Origin of the sequence: Pseudomonas sp. B28(2017), assembly GCF_002113025.1 — a bacterium.
Classification (GTDB): Bacteria; Pseudomonadota; Gammaproteobacteria; order Pseudomonadales; family Pseudomonadaceae; genus Aquipseudomonas.
In genome coordinates, this window is the sequence record NZ_NEJH01000013.1 from 114446 (window position 1) to 133252 (window position 18807).

The following is an 18807-nucleotide window of genomic DNA, read 5'->3' on the forward strand; positions in this document are numbered from 1 at the left end:
ACCCCTTTCCGACTTCAACCATAAGCACCCGCTATGTTGGGTCGAATGAACCCTTCACGACAGGAAGATAACGGCCCAGGCTGTGTGAAAACGTATGCACCGTTTTGAAGTCTGCGTTGCTACGTAAAATCTGCCAACGTTTGGGTTAATCAGCAGACCAAAAATTTGCGTAGGAGCGCGATTTTCGGTCCGCCTCTGACCGTAAACCCCGCTCTAAAACGTTTTCACACAGCCTGGGCCAAAAGCGGACCTTCCCTCGATCAATCGTGAAAATGGACGCGCTGCGCGTACCACCAGCGCCCCAAGGCGAGGATGATCACCAAGGAGAAGATGCAGAAGATCAAGGACGGAACACGCGCATTGCCAAGATCATCTCGGGCAAGCAAGCCAAGCATCTGGATGGCTGCCCCCCCAAAAAGCACCAGGAACCCCATTCGCCAGGCAAACATGCGCTGACGGTAAACGCCGAAAGCCAGCGCGAGAGTAATGGCGCCATAAATTATGGAAAGATAGCGAAGTCTAACGTCTGCATAGTGCATAAGGACCGAACCACTTGGACCGCCTTGGGAAGGCTGGATATCCGTTATGGCAGAAACGCAGAGCATGAGCCCTTGGAAGGCGAGTACAGCTGTGACAATCGCGATGACTGTGGGTGGCCGCTTTGGGGAGCTCCGCAGTTCACCTGACGACAAAACTTTTGATGCAATCGCGACCTGATTACTCAGCGCCGTGCGAATGACGTCAGACAGCCATGCCCGATCGTTTCGGGAAAACCACACAGAGATTCGCATCAAGCCAATTCCACAGGCCATCATCGCAAGCCCCACCAGCGGCAACATTGTGGCGTGTTGCGCAGGCACGGCGGCAATCAAAGTCGATGCTGTAAAGAGCGCACAAAACCCGAACCAGAAGCCCATGAAGAGCTTAACGGACCAGTGCAGCGCAAAACGCCCGGTTAGCACGACCTGGTTTTGGCGCATCTGGAATCGGCCGATGAAAAGTGGCTTGAATGAGTTGCGCACCATCGGGATAACACGTTGGAGCGAAACGCGAGACTCCGTCACCGTTCCCACGGCCGCTTCTCGCGAAAGCGTAAACATGGCCCAGTGCCGTGTTACGGCTTTCAGGCGCTCAACAGATTCCGTCAGTCCGAACGAGCTCTCAAACTCGACCAGATCCGATCCCGCCCAAAGTTCCCTCATCCATCGGAACATATAGCACCCTTTTGTAGCCCCCTTTGGTACGTCATGTTTATATTTCAGGCACTGGCCGTTTTCTACCCGTCATGACTGGTTGCTTTGGGGCGTTACCGCCTTGTAGAAGACGTCAAACGTCTCCTCGCAGAGCATTACTTCCACCTCATGCTCCTACAAGCTCATGCGCTAAATCGCCGTTTGCAGTTGGTCGTCGATTTGCCAAGCGTAGTCCAAAGAAGGGAGGTTTTCTGAACTTCGATTGACGCGGTTGCTGCCTGACGCAACCGGCAGTAACGGGTCGGTTGCTGCCCTTGGTGACAGGCAGAAATCGGCCACAAGCGGACGGTGGACACGATGATGGCAAATAGATACCATTAGCGATGCTGGATCGATTTTAGAGCGCAGCAGGGCTTGCCGTCATCCATAGCGCGTTTCTCCCCGAGCAATTTGGCGTTTGCCGTGACCACGTCTAAGCTAGACAAGGACTTACAGGGACGACAAGTAACGTTATTAATTTCTAACTAGTGGTTCAAACCGTTCCCTCCGCTCACTGGATTCGAAAAATCCGCACTTCTGCTAGCCTGTTAGTTAAATCGTTATAGATAATTGGAGATCCAATGAGACACTTTGACCCATTCATGAAAAAAGCATGGCTCATCCTACTAGTCATTGGAGTGGCACTTTCCATTCTATCCCCAAGGAACTCCCCATACTCAGCAGGCGTCCTTTTAATAGTAAGCCTAGTCTGGCTCGCCATATACAATGCATTCGTTATATTTCTATTGAGAAAATTAGCCACCGAAGACGGACTCCTAAAGTCAAAAAAACCCATAACGATATGGGGCTACATTTGGCGAACAATTATTGTGTTATATATTTCAATGATTCCAGCCGTGCTCGCCACCCTCATGATCATTGGGGTACAAGCGCACACATCAATACTTACCGGCGTTCTCATATGTGGACTCCATTCGCTCACTTCCATAGTTACGATATGGTGCATATTTTCAAGAGACAGAAAGTCTCAGATTGGCTGGCTTCTCTCATTGGCTCGCGGTTATTAATCTCTAACTAGTGGTTCAAACCGTTCGCTTCCGGTCAAGAAGGATTGCGATCGAGGAAATCTGCCATGTAGATGTGTCTATAAGCAAAAAAGGGGACAGCAAAAAAAAGTGGGCTGATTTATATCTTCCGCTGCCTCGGCAAATATATTCGTCCCATTTACCCATCAAACGCCGAGAATGCTTTATGCAAAGGCTCGCCTAACTCTCTGGAAGGCGACAGTATGACGAATCTAACCAGAACAATGAGCATCGATATGTCGAAACAGCTATTCACGTTCCTGCTTATGGCAACCCTGTCTACTTCTGCTCTGGCCCTCCAAGAGCCCCCGCAGGAGACGCTCAAGTACGATGGCAATGAACTGCTTAGCACCTGCCAAGAGTGGAGCAATTCGGATGCATCCCGAAGAGACCAGTTCAAGGCCGGCTACTGCGTCGGTACCGTATTGGCCGCGAAGGGCACGGTATCCGCTTTGCAGCAGGCTCAATTGATGAAGCCATTCGTGTGCGTTCCCAAGGGTATTAGCAACCAGGAGTTGGTTAAGTCGGTGCTGCTGCGCCTGGAAAACGATGAGCGGTTGCGCCAGATGCATCAGAACGTGGCTGTCACCGTTGCGCTATCGGATACCTATCCTTGCCGATAGGACAGCGCCCCTTGGGGGTGTCGCAGTGTATTCCTTCTTCCTCTTCTGCAATATCCGCGTTTGAGCCGGAACTGCCGACGAAGTGCAGCCTTATGTCCCCCAAAAAAAGGCAAAAAAAGGGGACAGATTTATATTTTCCGACAAGATAGCTCAACTTCACCGAGATATGATTTAGATCTCTTTAAGTGACTGCTTTTGGCCGAACTCTGCCGATGCTGGCCGGCAGCTTTGGGTCGACTGCTGCCCTTCGCGACAGGCAGAAATCGGCCAGAAGCGGACGTTTAGATTCGGGGAAGTAAATTCGGCAGCCTTTACTTTCCTATGTCCAGTTTAGGATGCGGCTTGAACCGCTTTAGGCTGTGAGGTGAAATACAACCTACCCCCGCGATAGTGAGGAAAGCGCTTAGTTCTTCGATTCAGTCTCTTATGACAAGGAAATATGCAAATGCACGAATGGATTAATCTCACCGCTCGCCATGGCGACACCATTGAAAAGCCGAGCGTAGAGCAAATGAAAAGCGTCCTACAAGATTTGTTCTCTGATCGGGACGAAGAGCATCCCGATTGCTGGCTACAGTGCGGCAGTCAAAATGGGGAGCTAGTAGTGCTGTCGGTCTTCGACTCCGGCTACGCCATTTTCACCCGTTACGCTGACCAAGATATGCTTGAGGAATTGGAGGTACGTAGGGTGCCTGCCCACGATGTCTCGACAGCGCTGGCGCTTTGTGTATCGCTAATTGGTGGGCATTACGAGGAGATTTGAGAGAACTTCAGTGTAAAAGGGGAAAGATATCTCCCTCGTTTTAATCGTCCTCTTATGGCCGTTTTCCGTCGGTCGCGAAAGGCTGAGAACGGCTGATTTCTGCCTTTCACCACCGTCAGCTTTGGGTCGGGTTCAGCCGGTCGTGACAGGCAGAAATCGTCCAATTTCTGCCCTTCGCCCTGAGCAGCACAGCCAAGAGCGAACACTCCCGAGTGTCTACTTAGTGAGGGGCGATTCTCCTCCTGATTGGCCTCAGTTTAAGGCAAAGAGGTGTCTACGAAGCCTGGGGCGGTTCACTCGGTCTTCGGACATCAGAGCAGATTCAGTGGCTGAAAGATGCCATTAAACCTGGCATCGCCAGAATCATTGACCCTAAGACCTTGCGGTAAGAGGAATATGAATTTGACTAAGGTTTTTATTATTCCGTTTCATGTTAAACGGACTGAACAATCGATTATGCCGCCCGATATATCTGGTGCATATGTGAGTTGTTATTCTGTCGGCCAGAACTATATTGAGGCCACTGAGAAATCGTTAAAAAAGCTCTCTCAAGATGGATTGCACCCACAAGAAATCCTTCAGCCTATCCATGAGATGATTTCTGAAGATTGGACCAAGCACATCAGTGAGATGTGGCCAGACCATGTCGCTTCCTTGCTGACCCAATCGGAATTTGAAGACGCGATGGTGAATGCTAAGGTCGTATATGGGCCATTTGGTTCATATGCGTAGCTTTGATTCATAGCCCGCTTCTGCTGGCAGCTTTGCTCGTGCTTCTTCAAATCGTACGCTGGACACGAGTGCATCAATCTCGTGAGCCAGCGGCGTTACATCGGAGATTTGCCGAACCCACTGGTTCACGTAGAGATTCACCGCCTCTTTGCTCAACCTAATTTGAATAGCCCGATGCGATAGCGGCTGAAGCAATAAATCCCGCTCTGGGTCCCGCTGGATACGCACGGGAGCGCTATTTTTTAGTCGCTCCCAGTTTTCCTTGCTCATTGATGGATCGGTATAGCTCAAGCAGCAAAGCAATCAGCGTCACCCAGAGGAACTGGTGTTATTTTTTGCGGCAAAAGACTTTGACAGCATTTACCATGGCTGGACCTTATTTGACGAGTAACAGCCTCAGCTTTAGATCTCTGATAGGCAGCTTTTGGCCGTTTGCAGCCTGCCACGACCGGCTGAAACCGACCCAGGCTGTGTGAAAACCCCAACCAGAAATTGAAGTGCGCGCTTCTACGTGAAATCCGAATTGATCGGCTGGTCAGTGAAGCCGGATTTTGCGTAGAAGCGCGGTTTTCAGCCTTATTTTTAGCAGTCGCTACGCTCACAAACGTTTTCACACAGCCTGGACCCAAAGCAATGAGGAGGAGTCCATATACGGACATCCAGTAACGGATTACTGCCAGCCTCATCGGCATCAGGCCGGACGGCCATGGCTCAGGTGCGATCAGATGATCTCGCCTTCACTACTCAGCACTCTTGCATACAAGCTGTGCGCAACCAGCCCTTGCTCTGTCAGGCCTGCGGCGAACCCAATGCAGCAACGACTTCGTCTATGAAGTGCCTGAGCTTTGCGGAGGGGCGACGGTCGAAGGAGTAGATCAGATTGACGGGATACGTGGGCCCTTCGAATTCCTCGAAGAGTACGACCAGTTCACCCCGTTGCACGTAGGGCATCAGTACATCCTCGACGCAGAGCGTGATGCCGAAATCCGACAATGCGGCGTTCACCTTGGCCAGGGTGTTATTGACTTTCAGTCGACTCGCAATGGGGATCGTGAACGTCTGCATGTTTTTGGTGAATCGCCAGAATTTGTCCGTCATTCGATCGGAGAATAGATAGCCCAGGCAATCATGGTCCACGAGTTGTTCGGGATGGAGCGGGGTCCCTTTGCGTGACAGATAAGCGGGGGATGCGCAAGCAAACATCCTGTAAGGTCTCAAGCCGCGTTGAACCAATGCCGCGCTGTCGGCCAGTTGGGGTTTGCCCAGCCGAAACACGACTTCGAATCCCTCTTCTACGATATTCACGAACCTGTCCGTCAACTCCAACTCGATTTCCGTTTCCGGGTAACGCGTCAGGTATTGGGTCAGGAACGGGATGAGTCTATGAGAACCATAATTATAGGGCGCGCTGATCCTGATTTTTCCGCGCGGAGTCGAGTTTGCTGACAGCGCCAACTCATCGGCGTCTTCAACGTCACTCAGGATAGCCTTGCAGCGCGAGTAATATTCCCTGCCCACGGCGGTCAAGCTTTGGCGGCGAGTGGTTCGGGTGATCAGTTTGAGCCCTAGCTGAGATTCCAGATTGCCGACCTGCTTGGCAATCAGCTGTGGAGTCACGCCTAATACGGCAGCCGCTGCCGAGAAGGAGCCTGACTCAGCTGCCGCTACGAACGCCGCCATGCTTTTCAGCTTATCCATATCTACAACCTTTGGTTGTCAATGTTATTTGATATTGAACATTTATCTTTAAGATCTTCATGCTTAGCATGTCGTGGGTCAATCAAAAGAAGCGCTGCGCGCTTTACGGAACGGAGAGTATGAAATGGTGAACATTTCCCATGAAACGGCACGGGATACGGAGCGCCGACTGTTGCACGTAATTACCGAAGCGCGTGTCCGGTTCTTCCCCGGCACTTACACGTTTCTGGAGTTTCCTTTGTCATCGTTTCCTGGTGCCGCACGCCCTGATGCACTGGCGCTCGTACGAGATGACAAGGTATGGAGTCAACTAGTCCCCTGTGCGGACTTCGAGCAAGAGCTGTTCGGTGTCTTCCGGTTCCATTTTCCGGAAGGCGCCGACAACAGCGGGTTCGTTGGCTGGTTGGCAATGCGCCTGAAGCAGAGGTTTGGGACCGGCGTTTTTGTTACTTGTGGCCAAAATCGAGATGAGGGCGGGATCTTTGATTATTGGGGCGTCCCGGCCAGCCTAGCTTCAGATGTCTTCGCAGAGATCCAGGCTTTGGTAGATGGCCAAGTGGACGGGGAGGTGGGAGTTTCCCTGTAGCGGATACGTTCGCGTGTCCCCAGATGTCAGCTTCTGGCCGATTCTATTGAAAAAGTCGGTCCTTCCAGACTGCCCGCATATTGATCAGTGAAAACGCCTTTTCTGCACGCTGCTACGTGAAATCCAAGCCCGGTAGCCTCTGTCAAAAGGTAAGGATTTCAATCTCTGACGCGTACTTTTCTACCGTGGAAACCACGTCCGACTATTTTCAATAGAATCGGCCAAAAGCAGCCCTTCGAGGCGAACCGCATTTGGCTCTTCATCCACCACTGATATGGAGGAACTCTCCTTGGAAAACCGTTCAGGGTGACTCTCCGTATGCTTCAGATTTATTAGCCTCCTGTTCTTCCTGTTCTTCCTGTTCTTCCTGTTCTTCCTGTTCTTCCTGTTCTTCCTGTTCTTCCTGTTCTTCCTGTTCTTCCTGTTCTTCCTGTTCTTCCTGTTCTTCCTGTTCTTCCTGTTCTTCCTGTTCTTCCTGTTTTCACGGTCGCGTGAAAAACTGCGCGCTCTTTGCCGCTCACTTTTTGTCTGTTTTGATGGAACTGCCGATGGACATCATGGATACCAAGCAAGAAAACACCCTCGAAAAATCACTCAGGCTGGCGGCGGATGAACCGGCCCATCGACCTGACTTTTTCAAGACTCTGTTGAATTCCACTATCTACGTCCTTGGCATTGCCGGCACTGGCGAAGGTCAAGTCAACCTCGAGGCTGGTAGCAACATCAGCATCGCGCATTGGCAAAAGCCTGATGGCTCCGCTGTCATCCCGTTTTTTTCTTCGTTGCAAACACTACAAAGATCCATAGATAGCGAAGAGTCCTACATAGAGATCCCGGCCAGATCGCTGTTTGAAATCACACTGGGCGCCCCTCTTTTCCTCAATCCAAAGTCTCCTTACGGGAAAGAGTTTTTCCCGGAGCAAGTGCGCCATCTGCTCTCCGACGAGATCGGCCAAAAGCCGGTGCAGCGCACGGTCGAAAAAGACACCAAAGTGCTGCTCGGACAGCCTTCCCTGTTACCGGAGTTACAAACCCGGCTCACCTACGCCGCTTGCCGCCGCATGGTCAGGATGGCAGCACCGAAACCGATGAATGTCGACCCCACCACTCGGCTGACCCAGCGGGACAGCGCAGGCCGGGTTAGCACATCCTTGGCCCGCGAGGCGAGCGCGGCATAGAGGCTCAGGGACGACACCGACAATGCCATGAAGATCGAGGTGAGGATCAGAAATTGCGGCAGCAATGCCGCACTCTGATCGATGAACTGCGGGAACAACGCGGTGAAGAACATCGTCGCCTTGGGATTGGTCACCGCCGTCAGGAAGGCCGCTTTGTACAGTTTGGATCGGGACGGCCGGCTTTCCTTCAAGTCGTCTTGAATCCCGTCCGGGACCATCGGGCCCTTTTTGAACAATTGCCTGATGCCCAGGTAGAACAGATAACCGGCACCGATGAACTTCACCGCGTTGAACAGCCATTCGGAACTGGCAAGCAGCGCCCCCAGCCCCAGCATGGCAGCGGACGACAGGCAGAACAGGCCACTGGCGTTGCCGAGCGATGACCATATGGCGCTGCGCTGCCCATGGGCCAGGCTATTGTTGATCGCCATCAAGGTCGCAGGCCCTGGGCTGGCAATGGCAATCGCGGCGACCAATGTAAACGTCAGAATCGAGTGAGAATCCATTTTCAAAGCTCGTAGTGGTGGGGGCTGGCATGTTACAGGAACGAACGGGAGAATCAGTTAAGTAATGCTCGGTTTCCCAGACGGTAATTGGATTGAAAGCGTTCCTTGCCCACCGACAGCCCCATAGCTGCCAGTGGTGACAGGCAACAATCGGCCGTCTGCCGTCCGATATGACAGGCAAAAACGACCCATTATAGATAGTCCGTCCTACCTTCACGAGGCGAAAGGCCAGCGTCAAGGCCACACCTGGCTCTAAGGCGATTAGCACCTCGCACTCGATCCGGTTTAGCCGCCGCCTCAGTCGCCAAGGTCACCATTGCGAATGGCTATCTTGATGGCTTGAGCCGTAGTTGCCACCCCAAGGCGGCGGCGCGCGGCGCGTAGATGGTTTTCCACGGTTCGCTCCGATAGCCCGAGCGCTGACGCGATATCGGCCTGCCGTCGACCCGCGGCCGTCCAAGTCAACACCTCGCGCTCACGACCCGAGAGCTGCCTGACCACGTCATTGCTTGGCGCTTCCAGCAATCGGCGAGCGGAAAAAAATGCCGCTGTGGCCACGATCCCCAAGACCAGGCGAACCTCGGGGCTGCTATCTATCTGCTTTCCGCCCAGGCTCATGGCGCCCTCAAGACCCAAGGGACCAAAAACGGGGATCTGCAAGCCGTGCGGACCCAAACCGACCGGACGGCGAACCACACGATAACTGCCCCCGTTTTCACATTGGGTTTTTGTCCAGAAGAAGGGTTCGCGGGCCTCCAGGATATGGCGGGTGACCGGGCAGTGCCGAACGTAAGTTTGGTCATCCACCACCTGGCCAATGCCCAACCAATCGCCTTCGACCCAATAAATGCGCTCGACCACGTCGTCCCGTGCCGATGAGGCAGAAAACAGGACGAAACGGTCGTAGCCAAAGGGCTTGGTAAATGAACGAATGGCCTTCTGGATCAACGAGAGCGCCGAGGCGCGCTCTATCTCCAGGACGATGCGCAGGGCTGCGTCGGCCACACTGGGGATCACCGGCCAGCGGCCTCTTTCAACAGGGCAGATGCCGCCAGTTTACCCAGTGCGTTACCCGCCAGTGGGCTATCGCCAGTCAGCATCTTTCGGTCCTGATGGACCGCACCGGAGATGTCCTTGTTGATGATCTCAAAGCCCTGCGTTGTCAGTTGCTCACCGAACTTCCACGTCAGGTGACCCGGCATGTAGCCGATGTCGGGAGTCTTGGCATCGAGGTCGTCAGGGAACGCGCAGATCTTGTAGCCATTGAAGAGAAAGGTGTCGTTGTTTTTACCTATCCCCGCGGCCAGCAACGCCGCCGGTCCGTGGCACAAGGAAATCACGAACTTGTCCTTCGCGGCTGCCCACTCAAGCACCCTCTTCACATCTTCACTCTGGGGCAAGCCAATCAAGGCGCCGTGGCCACCCGGGATGAAAACACCGATGTAGTCGCAGTCTTCGCCTAATGCTTTGTCGACCACTTCAGCCAGTTTCATGGGTTGCTTGAATTGATCGCGATACTTGGCGTACAGACCCTTTACCTCTGCATCTTCAGATGGCATCGCCCAGAACTCGAACTTGACCGGGTTACCCGACAAGGTCGCGATGTCGAACGCGAAGCCGGCTTTGTCCAAGTGGTACATGGGCAGCAAGGTTTCCACAGGATGGTTACCTGTCGAGAACATCGTGCCGTTATCGGTCAACAGGTAACGCTCATCCGCTCCGATCACCAGCACCTTCCAGCGCCCGCCTTTGTAAGGATCGGGATAGTCGGCACCACTGAGATCGGATTTTGGAGAAGTGAACTGGCCAAGCGAGTAAGGGGAGGGGAAAAACGCATTGTCCTCTGCTGGATCAGGGGTTGGGCGCTTGTCGTCGGCGTGTGTATTGGTCATGGCTTACTCCGTCGTGCTGGGCGAATTTCGTTGACATGCTAGGGGGCTGTCATACCAGCAACAATGCGGGTTTTCCCTCAATCGAACACCCTGCCAGCAACACCCTGACCTCAACGTCAAAACAAAAGTCTAGCCCGGCAAAAGCGGTTTTTGGCCGAATCCGACCGATAGCTTCAGAAGCTGATCAGATGCTCAATAGCACATTGATTGCTGTGAGGGGACACTTCTGTATGACCGCTCCTGGCCGATTCTGTTGAAAAAGTCGGATTTTCCAGACTGCCCGCATACTGACCGCTGAAAACACCTTTTTTGCGCGCCGCTACGCGAAATCCGAGCCTGGAATCCTCTGCTCAAAGTAAAGATTTCAATTTCAAGCGCGTACGTTTTTACCGGAGAAATCATGGCCGACTTTTTCAACAGAATCGGTCGGAAGCGGCCGCTCACGAAGGGCAGCTGTTGGCCAATGACAGTGACGAACGGCCCGTTGCAGGCCGTAGCCTCCACAAATTGTGGATCAGGGTTTACGCGCAATGATCACCTGACTTTTCGCCACCACGGCATCCAGCGCCTGCTTGATCTGCGTGCCCCGTGGCGAAGCCAGGATCGCCTGCCAGGTATCCGCCCAGTGGTTGAGCAACGGATGGTCCGGGTTGCTGAAATCGACCTTGGCTTCCCAGAACAACAGCATCCACATCGACCAGTAGAATCCGTACTGGCTGTGGCTGATCACTTCCAGGCCGGCATCGCTGACCATGGCCTTGAACTGCTCTTCGCTGATGATGCGGATGTGGTTGGGCTTCTGGAAATATTCGGCCGCGGCGATATCTTTCTGCAGATCTTCGGAGCTGGGGTGCGGGACGCTCAGCAGATACAACGCGCCCGGTTTACCGACGCGTACCAGTTCAGCGAGGAACTGGGCTGGATCGTCCACGTGCTCGATGACCTCGGTCGACACCACCCGCGTGGCGGTCGCATCGGCAATCGGCAGCGGGTTGCAGTCGGTGACGTGGCATTCGACGTCGCGGGCCGGTGTATCGCTCAGGCGCTGGCGGGTCGCTTCGACCTTGGCTGCGTCGATATCGGCAATGATGATCTTTGCCCCGCGCATCCCGCAGAAATGCACGTTGCCGCCGTCACCACAGCCCACATCCAGCAACGTGTCCTCGGGGGTCACGGGGAATCCTGTGAACAGTTCGCCGGTTTGCTGATTGAACCAGCCGCTGAGCATCGCGTCGTGCAGGCCGAGCATATAGGGGTCGACTTTCTCCGCCACGGGTGGCGCAGGCGGTGTCTCTGGCTGCACAGGCGCGGGCGTGCCCGCTGTGAGTTTCTTCAATAGGCTCAGCATGAGGTGGCTCCAGAGGATGAGGCGGCTGTTCGGGAGGTGCCCAGGCGTTTGACCAGCGAGGCACCGCGGTTGCGCATGGGCATTTCGATGTAGCGATAGTTGAGTTCGCTCAGCAGCACGATCAGGCCGCCAGCCATCAGCAACATCAGAATCGGATGGCCCGCCGGGCTGGGCAGCCCGGCAGCCTGTAAACGGAAAATGAATTCACGAACCAGCAAGTAGGCCGGGATATGGATCAAGTAAATCCCGTAGGAACGGCTGCCGACCCACGTCATCAGGTTCTTGAACACGCCGCGCGGCAACAGGTAATCGCGGTTGTAGGATGCGATCCAGACCAGCACCGCGCACAGCACCGCAATCACGCCGATCCGGTAAGACGTGAAGGTGAAACGATCCGTCGCCATGAAACTGAGCAGCAGCGACACCGCAATCAGTGCGATAACACCCGCCCATGGACGACGCAAGAATGTTGGCTCCCAGCGCAGGTACGACGATTGCGTACTCCACATCGCCAAGAGCACGCCAAGGGCCAGCGCGTCGGTGCGCACCACCATCAGGATCGGCGTGCGCAAGGTAAACAACTGCACGGCAACCAGCGCCAGCAAAGCCCACACCAGGTGTTTGCGAAACAGCACGATCAACAACGGAAACAGAAGGTAGAACTGCTCTTCAAGCGACAGGCTCCAGTACACGAAACTGGTGCCGTACTCGTAGCGATAGAAACTGTCGGCAAAGCGAAAATTGGCGTATTGCGCGACGCCGGCCAGGGTCGCCTGAATGTTCGCGTGCAGCGTGCCAAACGCGCCGGAGCGGTTGAGAAAAACACACGCCAGCAACATCAGCGCCAGCCATAACCAGGCTGACGGCAGCAAACGAAAGGCCCGGCGCAACCAGAAATTGCGCGTCTGTTGCCAATACTCCCGACGGGTTGTGCAGCGGCGCAAGGCCGGGATCAGGCTGCGGGCAATGACGAAACCCGAGATCGCGAAAAACAGATCCACGCCCCACCACGGCTGGCTGTATAGCGTAATGCTCTGCAGCAATGGCACAGCCGCCGCGAACAGGCTGTCCTGCAGGTGGTGAAACAGCACGCCAAGCACCGCAATGCCGCGCAGCAACTCGATGTCCATGATCCGTTTTTCGTTACTCATTCACCCTCCTGGACATGAGGTTTGCGAGCAATGATCACCTGGCTCTTGGGCATGAATTGATCCAGCATCCGCTTGATCGCCAACCCGTCGGGCCGGGCCAGCAAGTCCTGCCAGGTTTTCGCCCAGCTCTCCATCAGCGGCGGGTACGGTGCCTGAATCCGGTCGCGCACCGCACCACCCAGGTCTCGCCCGGCAGCCCGTTCACTGGCCCAGAAGAAAATCATGCCCATGACCCAGAAAAACCCGGATGCCTGACGATGCTCGATGACCAGGCCCGCATCTTCCACCAGCGCAGCGAATCGCTCGGGACTGAAAATCTGCACGTGATTGGGCGATTGAAAATAGCTGGCTGGGGCGATGCCTTTCTGCAAATGCTCGCCCACCGGGGATGGCACGCTCAACAGGTACAGCGCGCCGGGGCGGCCCATGCGCACCAGTTCGGCCATGAAGGGTTCCGGCTGGTCGATGTGCTCGAGCACTTCCATGCACACGACTTTGCTGGCGCAGCCCTCGGCCAATGGCAACGGCAAACTATTGCTGACCAGCCCCAGGTTCGGTTTGTCTGATTGCGCAGCCACTTGCCGGGCAAGATCGCGGACCTTGTCGTATTCACTGTCAGTGAAGATCACCGAAGCGCCCTGGCGGACTGCGAACAACGTCGCCACGCCTTCGCCGCAACCGACATCCAGCAAGGTGTCGTCGGCGGTGATGGCAAACCCCTTGAGCAATTCGCCGCTGTCGCCCGAAAACCAGCCGTCATGCATTGCATCGTGCAAGCCCACATCCCTTGGCGACACACGGGATGGCTCGACCGGAAACGGCGCGGGCCGGGACTCGGGTTTCGTCTCTGGAAAGAAACGTCTGACCAATGCGCGAATCATGCCTCGGGGGTTTCCACGGCACGGTTCTCGAACAGGCGCTCGAAAAATACGCCAAGCCGCTGCCCGGCGGTGGCCTGGCTGCAGAATTTTTTGAGGCTGGCCACTGCGTGCACGGACATCCGTGCATAACGTTCAGGATCACCCTTGGCCACGTCATAGCTTGATTGGTAAGCCCTGCACAACGACGCCCAATTGGTGACGTAGCGCAAGGTACGAAACGCCCTGCGCGGGTCATGTGGCCAGGCCGTCAATTCATCGGTGGAGTCAATCAGGAATGCATTATCGGCATCCAGATAATCGATCATCGCCGTGGTCCGTGGCGCCACGGCCGGTTTGCCACAGGACATGAACTCCATCAGTGGAAGACATTGGCCTTCGCCGTAGGAGGTGTTGACCACGTAACTCGTGGCTTGCACCAGCTGCTCATAGTCCGCGTCAGCCAGATAGCCGTAAATCAGCACGACCCGGCAGCGGTAGGACTGGTTTTTGTACAAATGGTGCAGGATGTCAGCAAGCGCTTCTTCGGCATCGTGGTGCGTCAACTTGAGCACCAGCGTTGCGTCATCCACCTCGCGAAACGTCACGCAAAAGGCACTGAGCATGTCTTCCCAATTCTTGCGCCCATCACCGGGGTTGAACACCGAGGTGTAGATCACGCCATCGAGGACCAGCTCGTGTTCACTCGGCGGGGCCTGGAAATCAATACCCACGCCTTCGCGAGTTGCCACGGGGCCGAAGGCTCGCAAGTCGAGTTCGCGGCTGTCTGCCAGCAAGCCCTTGAGCGTCAACCGCACCTGACTGGCCAGGGGCTGACGTTGCAAGTGGGCGCCGCGCGCGGAGAACCGGTCCCATACCGGGGCCGGTACCGCGATGATCGGATAGTCGGCGCCCATCGCCTCGCGTACCGCATTCACGGTGTAGCTGGAATGTGTAATCGCCGCACCCGCTGCCCGCAACACCGTGCGCCAGTCATTGAGCGGGTCACCGGCGAAGGGTTCGTTGGGGATGGTGCTGAATTCCCACGCGAACACCGGCAGCGTCGGGCAGGTGAAATTGACCGGCGTGCGATGAGGCGGTGAGAACGACAGGAACACGCAAGCTTCACCACGGGACAAACAGTCCAGGTACAAGGCATCGACTTCGGTCTGCGGGTCGCTGACTTCTACCACTCGCCCCAGCCGCTCCAGAACGGGTCGGTACTCCTTGAGCACGAAGTAATAGCTGTACTCCGAGCGGCCAAGGTTCTGGGCAATGGTGTGCTGGTTGGTTTCCGAATGAATGATGATCAGCATGGGGCGTTATCCGTCACGGTTGCTGCCGGCAAAGCCTGTGGCGCCAGCCCGAAGAAATCCGCCATGCGTTTCTGCACCGGGGCGAAAGCGCAGTAATCGTGCATGCGCTCGACGGCGGCGCGGGACATGCGCTGATACTCCAGCGGTTGTTCCTTGGCCAGGCGGTAGCTGTTTTCGTAAGCGGTTTTCAGCGAACCCCAATCCGGCCGGTAACGCAGGGTGCGGTAGATGATGCGAGTGTCCTGCGGCCAGATGGTCAGCTCTTCGCTGGACTTGACCACAAACGCCACGCGCTCGTCGATATAGTCCTCCATGGCCGTGTGATCCGGGGCAATCACCGGTTTACCGCTGGCCATGAATTCCATCAGCGGCAGGCACAGCCCTTCGCAGCGCGAGGCATTGACGTAGAAACTGGCGGCTTCGTACAGCCGGGCGTATTGCGGGTCGTCCAGGTAGCCGTGCATGACCACCACCCGACAGGCGAACGGCGAAAGTTGCGCGAGCAACGTCATCAGTTCGTCGTGGTAGGACGACAGATCGCTTTGGGTAATCTTCAGCACCAGCGTCGCGTCAGACGTTTCGCGGAACGCCCAGCAGAATGCGCTGATCAGTTGATGCCAGTTCTTGCGACCATCGCGCGGGTTGAACACGGTGACGTACACCACACCGTCAACCTGTGTTTCGACCTGGGCGGTGGTGTCCGGCCATTCTCGCGGTTCTGGCTCGGGTACGGCAATCGTCTGCGGGCCGGCGATGGCCGGCAACCAGTCAGCAAGGCGCTCATGGGCGGCTTGCGACAACAGGTCGCGAATCCCTTCCCAATACCACTGGCTCAGAAAATGAGTGCGATGCACCGGGACCGGCAGCGATTTACCTTTGTCCAGGCGCCACATATGCAGGTAATGGCGAGCAATCACAAAGCGCCGCTTGAGCGTCAGCGGCGGTGGCTTCAATGCCTCCAGCTCGGCCTCGAGTGCCGCCAGTTCCTCGGCGGTCGGCACGACGGGAATCAGTGCATCGGCGCTCAGCCCGAGTGTGCGTGTATCGAAGATGCAACCCTTGATGTCCAGGGTCGAGCCGGTGCTGATCGGGGTGCTGGTGTGGCGACTGCGAAAGTCGGCGAAGTTTTCCCACAACGGCGTCGGCAACACCAGCACCGGAAAGTCTTCGCCCATGCTCCGGCGAATCGCCCGGGCGGTATGGCTGGAGAGTGTGATCACCCGGCCCTGGCGCGCCAGCATTTGCGTCCAGTCCTGGCGCGGATCGTTATCCCATTGCTCATCGGGAATCGAATCAAACTCCCAGGCCACCACGCAGATCGTCGGGCACTCAAGGTCGTTGGGGGTTTTCTGCGGCGGCGTAAACGACAGGAACAGACTGTCTTCGCCGGCAGCCGATAATTGTTTGTAGAGCGGATCGACCTCGGCGGTGGAGGACACCACATGCACTCGCCCAAGGCTTTCGAGTACCGGGCGATACGCCTTGAGCACGAAGTAGTAACTGTACTCGGGACGGCCGAGACTCTGGCTGATGGAGCTGTCGTTGACGTCGGAGTAAAGAATGAAATTCATGGTATCCCACGGTGACGCCGCCATCCCGGCAGCCTCATGCCATGACGGGGAGGACAGGGTTCGAGCCAGTGTTTACTGGCGCTCGTCCATCGTCATCCTGCCCGTCGTCGTTCTTGTTTTAGTAGTCAGTTTCTCGCAGTTTCGAAGCGACGCTGCCGAACCCCGGATAATCGTGACGAGGGGCATTCTAACCACATCCGTTGAGGATTCGTGAACCGCCCGGCGAGAATAAATCGGGCTACGCTGACGAGAACTGACCGGTCACGATGGGACCTGTTGAAATTGCCGAGCAAATGGCACAGATTGGCTAGCAAACAACTACAACAAACATTTCACCCGACTTTCGAGCGCTCATATCGACTCGTGAAACCGTTCCATAAAGCCTGTGGAAACTGGATGAAATGCATGACCAAGGGGTCGCTGTTTGAAAAAACGTCTGTTTGTCACAGGTCTGAGCGGATTCGTCGGACAACACATCCAGTCGCGTTTGCAGGCTGATGCCTCGGAATGGGAGCTTTTGCCTGTTCCTTGCCGCTACGATCTTGCTGTGCCGGACAGTCTCGAAGGCTTGTGGCCGGAAATGCCCGATGCGGTGATTCACCTGGCCGGCCAGACTTTCGTCCCGCAAGCCTTTCGTGATCCGGCGGGCACCCTGAATATCAATCTGCTGGGCACCCTGAACCTGCTACAAGCCCTCAAGGCGCGCGGATTCACTGGCACGTTTCTGTACGTCAGCTCCGGTGATGTCTATGGCCAGGTCACTGAACCCCATCTGCCCATCACTGAATTGCAGCCACCCTGCCCGCGCAATCCCTATGCCGTCAGCAAACTGTCGGCGGAGTTCCTGAGTTTGCAATGGGGTCTGAGCGAAGACTGGCCCGTACTGGTCGCCCGCCCGTTCAACCACATCGGCAGCGGGCAGAAAGACAGCTTCGTCATCGCCAGCGCCGCCCGTCAGATCTGCCGGATCAAACAAGGCCTGCAAGCGCCACGACTGGAAGTCGGGGACATCGACGTCACACGCGATTTCCTCGATGTCGGGGACGTGGTTTCGGCCTACCTGGCCTTGCTGGAAAAAGGTACGCCGGGGCAGGTCTACAACATTTGCTCGGGGCGCGAGCAGAGCATTCGCAGTTTGATCGAACAACTGGCAGATCTTGCCGAGGTCGACCTGCGACTCGTCCAGGACCCTGCGCGACTTCGCCGCGCGGATCAGCGTCGGGTGTGTGGCAGCCCTGAAAGGCTGACCCGGATCACCGAATGGAAGTCTGAAATCACAACACAACAATCCCTGCGGGCGATCCTGTCCGACTGGGAGACGCGAGTACGACAAGAATGACTAAAAGTGCATTGATCACAGGTATCACCGGCCAGGATGGCGCGTATCTGGCCAAACTGCTGCTCGACAAGGGTTACAAAGTCCACGGCCTGGTCGCGCGGCGCAGTAGCGATTCGCGCTGGCGTCTGCGTGAGATGGGGGTCGAAGCGGACATCGTCTACCTGGACGGCGACATGGCCGATGCCTGTTCAGTGCAGCGCGCGGTGATCAAGTCGGCGCCGGACGAGGTCTACAACCTCGCCGCGCAAAGTTTTGTCGCGGCCTCCTGGGATCAACCGGTGACCACCGGCATCGTCGACGGCCTGGGCGTTACCCACCTGCTCGAAGCGATCCGCCAGTTCAGTCCGCACACGCGTTTCTACCAGGCGTCCACCAGCGAAATGTTCGGCCTGATCCAGGCCGAGCAGCAGGACGAGAACACACCGTTCTATCCGCGCAGCCCTTATGGCGTGGCCAAGTTGTATGGCCACTGGATCACCGTGAACTACCGCGAAAGCTTCAACCTGCACGCCAGCAGCGGGATTCTGTTCAACCATGAATCACCGCTGCGCGGCATCGAGTTCGTGACGCGCAAAGTCACCGACGCCGCTGCCCGGATCAAGCAGGGCAAACAGCAGGAACTGCGCCTGGGCAACATCGACGCCAAGCGCGACTGGGGCTTTGCCGGGGACTACGTCGAGGCCATGTGGCTGATGCTGCAACAGGACAAACCCGACGACTTCGTGGTGGCCACCGGCGTGACCACCACCGTGCGCGAGATGTGCCGGATCGCCTTCGATCATGTGGGCCTGAACTACCGCGACTACGTGAAGATCGACCCGGCGTTCTTCCGCCCGGCCGAAGTCGAAGTATTGCTCGGCAACCCGGCCAAGGCCCAGCGTGTGCTGGGCTGGAAGCCAAAAACCGATCTGGATGCCTTGATCCGCATGATGATGGATGCGGACATGAAACGCGTTGCCAAGGAGTAGG

17 protein-coding genes and 1 pseudogene are annotated in these 18807 nt (G+C 56.1%); 7 read left to right on the forward strand and 11 right to left on the reverse strand.

Annotation, left to right across the window (positions count from 1 at the left end; genetic code table 11):
- Nucleotides 1–260: 260 nt before the first annotated feature.
- Complete coding sequence (locus CAF65_RS24435) at nt 261–1214, reverse strand: hypothetical protein (protein WP_085718578.1); 954 nt, start codon at nt 1212–1214, stop codon at nt 261–263.
- Nucleotides 1215–2481: 1267 nt separating this feature from the next.
- Between CAF65_RS24435 and CAF65_RS24440 the strand changes: the two genes are divergently transcribed.
- From CAF65_RS24440 to CAF65_RS24450, 3 genes are all read left to right on the forward strand, one after another.
- Nucleotides 2482–2901: a Rap1a/Tai family immunity protein gene (locus CAF65_RS24440; RefSeq protein WP_085718579.1), complete on the forward strand. Its 420-nt coding sequence runs from the start codon at nt 2482–2484 to the stop codon at nt 2899–2901.
- A 445-nt stretch (nt 2902–3346) separates the two neighbouring features.
- Complete coding sequence (locus CAF65_RS24445) at nt 3347–3664, forward strand: hypothetical protein (protein ID WP_085718580.1); 318 nt, start codon at nt 3347–3349, stop codon at nt 3662–3664.
- A 402-nt stretch (nt 3665–4066) separates the two neighbouring features.
- Complete coding sequence (locus tag CAF65_RS24450) at nt 4067–4396, forward strand: hypothetical protein (RefSeq protein WP_256578724.1); 330 nt, start codon at nt 4067–4069, stop codon at nt 4394–4396.
- Here CAF65_RS24450 and CAF65_RS24455 read toward each other — a convergent pair.
- Nucleotides 4385–4666 (reverse strand): DUF4291 family protein, encoded by a 282-nt coding sequence (locus CAF65_RS24455; protein ID WP_085718581.1) that lies wholly within the window; start codon nt 4664–4666, stop codon nt 4385–4387. The genes CAF65_RS24450 and CAF65_RS24455 overlap by 12 nt on opposite strands.
- A gap of 519 nt (nt 4667–5185) precedes the next feature.
- Nucleotides 5186–6094: a LysR family transcriptional regulator gene (locus CAF65_RS24460; RefSeq protein WP_085718582.1), complete on the reverse strand. Its 909-nt coding sequence runs from the start codon at nt 6092–6094 to the stop codon at nt 5186–5188.
- Between the two features lie 124 nt (nt 6095–6218).
- Between CAF65_RS24460 and CAF65_RS24465 the strand changes: the two genes are divergently transcribed.
- Both CAF65_RS24465 and CAF65_RS24470 read left to right on the forward strand, forming a co-directional pair.
- Nucleotides 6219–6680: a DUF6196 family protein gene (locus CAF65_RS24465; RefSeq protein ID WP_085718583.1), complete on the forward strand. Its 462-nt coding sequence runs from the start codon at nt 6219–6221 to the stop codon at nt 6678–6680.
- 557 nt (nt 6681–7237) lie between these two features.
- Nucleotides 7238–7597 (forward strand): annotated as a pseudogene (locus tag CAF65_RS24470) (SseB family protein); the annotation flags it as partial.
- Between the two features lie 125 nt (nt 7598–7722).
- Here CAF65_RS24470 and CAF65_RS24475 read toward each other — a convergent pair.
- From CAF65_RS24475 to CAF65_RS24515, 8 genes are all read right to left on the reverse strand, one after another.
- A complete protein-coding gene (locus CAF65_RS24475) occupies nt 7723–8364 on the reverse strand; it encodes a LysE family translocator (protein WP_085718584.1) in 642 nt (213 codons plus the stop codon).
- 297 nt (nt 8365–8661) lie between these two features.
- Nucleotides 8662–9369, reverse strand: coding sequence for a PA1136 family autoinducer-binding transcriptional regulator (locus CAF65_RS24480; protein ID WP_256578725.1), 708 nt, complete (start codon nt 9367–9369; stop codon nt 8662–8664).
- Between the two features lie 8 nt (nt 9370–9377).
- Nucleotides 9378–10256 (reverse strand): glyoxalase III HchA, encoded by an 879-nt coding sequence (gene hchA, locus CAF65_RS24485; protein ID WP_085718586.1) that lies wholly within the window; start codon nt 10254–10256, stop codon nt 9378–9380.
- A gap of 514 nt (nt 10257–10770) precedes the next feature.
- On the reverse strand, nt 10771–11604 hold the full coding sequence (locus tag CAF65_RS24495) for a class I SAM-dependent methyltransferase (RefSeq protein WP_085718587.1): 834 nt from the start codon (nt 11602–11604) through the stop codon (nt 10771–10773).
- Nucleotides 11598–12755, reverse strand: a complete 1158-nt coding sequence (locus CAF65_RS24500) for an acyltransferase (protein WP_085718588.1) — start codon at nt 12753–12755, stop codon at nt 11598–11600. Before CAF65_RS24500 ends, CAF65_RS24495 begins: the two co-directional genes overlap by 7 nt.
- Nucleotides 12752–13636 (reverse strand): bifunctional 2-polyprenyl-6-hydroxyphenol methylase/3-demethylubiquinol 3-O-methyltransferase UbiG, encoded by an 885-nt coding sequence (locus CAF65_RS24505; RefSeq protein ID WP_085718589.1) that lies wholly within the window; start codon nt 13634–13636, stop codon nt 12752–12754. Before CAF65_RS24505 ends, CAF65_RS24500 begins: the two co-directional genes overlap by 4 nt.
- Nucleotides 13633–14928, reverse strand: a complete 1296-nt coding sequence (locus CAF65_RS24510; RefSeq protein WP_085718590.1) for a glycosyltransferase — start codon at nt 14926–14928, stop codon at nt 13633–13635. Before CAF65_RS24510 ends, CAF65_RS24505 begins: the two co-directional genes overlap by 4 nt.
- Nucleotides 14922–16499 carry a glycosyltransferase gene (locus tag CAF65_RS24515; RefSeq protein WP_256578726.1) on the reverse strand — a complete coding sequence of 526 codons (1578 nt, stop codon included), beginning with the start codon at nt 16497–16499 and terminating at the stop codon, nt 14922–14924. The genes CAF65_RS24510 and CAF65_RS24515 overlap by 7 nt, the downstream gene beginning before the upstream one ends.
- A gap of 424 nt (nt 16500–16923) precedes the next feature.
- Between CAF65_RS24515 and CAF65_RS24520 the strand changes: the two genes are divergently transcribed.
- Both CAF65_RS24520 and gmd read left to right on the forward strand, forming a co-directional pair.
- The gene (locus tag CAF65_RS24520) at nt 16924–17838 is read left to right on the forward strand and encodes a GDP-mannose 4,6-dehydratase (RefSeq protein ID WP_085718592.1); all 915 of its coding nucleotides are present in this window, start codon (nt 16924–16926) and stop codon (nt 17836–17838) included.
- Nucleotides 17835–18806: a GDP-mannose 4,6-dehydratase gene (gene gmd / locus CAF65_RS24525; RefSeq protein WP_015094126.1), complete on the forward strand. Its 972-nt coding sequence runs from the start codon at nt 17835–17837 to the stop codon at nt 18804–18806. Before CAF65_RS24520 ends, gmd begins: the two co-directional genes overlap by 4 nt.
- The last annotated feature ends 1 nt before the right edge of the window (nt 18807 follow it).

Bases quoted from the DNA above. Each gene is read 5' to 3' on its own strand.
- CAF65_RS24435 (WP_085718578.1), bottom strand. From the start codon at position 1,214: ATGTTCCGATGGATGAGGGAACTTTGGGCGGGATCGGATCTGGTCGAG.
- CAF65_RS24440 (WP_085718579.1), top strand. From the start codon at position 2,482: ATGACGAATCTAACCAGAACAATGAGCATCGATATGTCGAAACAGCTA.
- CAF65_RS24445 (WP_085718580.1), top strand. From the start codon at position 3,347: ATGCACGAATGGATTAATCTCACCGCTCGCCATGGCGACACCATTGAA.
- CAF65_RS24455 (WP_085718581.1), bottom strand. From the start codon at position 4,666: ATGAGCAAGGAAAACTGGGAGCGACTAAAAAATAGCGCTCCCGTGCGT.
- CAF65_RS24460 (WP_085718582.1), bottom strand. From the start codon at position 6,094: ATGGATAAGCTGAAAAGCATGGCGGCGTTCGTAGCGGCAGCTGAGTCA.
- CAF65_RS24465 (WP_085718583.1), top strand. From the start codon at position 6,219: ATGGTGAACATTTCCCATGAAACGGCACGGGATACGGAGCGCCGACTG.
- CAF65_RS24475 (WP_085718584.1), bottom strand. From the start codon at position 8,364: ATGGATTCTCACTCGATTCTGACGTTTACATTGGTCGCCGCGATTGCC.
- hchA (WP_085718586.1), bottom strand. From the start codon at position 10,256: ATGACCAATACACACGCCGACGACAAGCGCCCAACCCCTGATCCAGCA.
- CAF65_RS24495 (WP_085718587.1), bottom strand. From the start codon at position 11,604: ATGCTGAGCCTATTGAAGAAACTCACAGCGGGCACGCCCGCGCCTGTG.
- CAF65_RS24500 (WP_085718588.1), bottom strand. From the start codon at position 12,755: ATGAGTAACGAAAAACGGATCATGGACATCGAGTTGCTGCGCGGCATT.
- CAF65_RS24505 (WP_085718589.1), bottom strand. From the start codon at position 13,636: ATGATTCGCGCATTGGTCAGACGTTTCTTTCCAGAGACGAAACCCGAG.
- CAF65_RS24510 (WP_085718590.1), bottom strand. From the start codon at position 14,928: ATGCTGATCATCATTCATTCGGAAACCAACCAGCACACCATTGCCCAG.
- CAF65_RS24515 (WP_256578726.1), bottom strand. From the start codon at position 16,499: ATGAATTTCATTCTTTACTCCGACGTCAACGACAGCTCCATCAGCCAG.
- gmd (WP_015094126.1), top strand. From the start codon at position 17,835: ATGACTAAAAGTGCATTGATCACAGGTATCACCGGCCAGGATGGCGCG.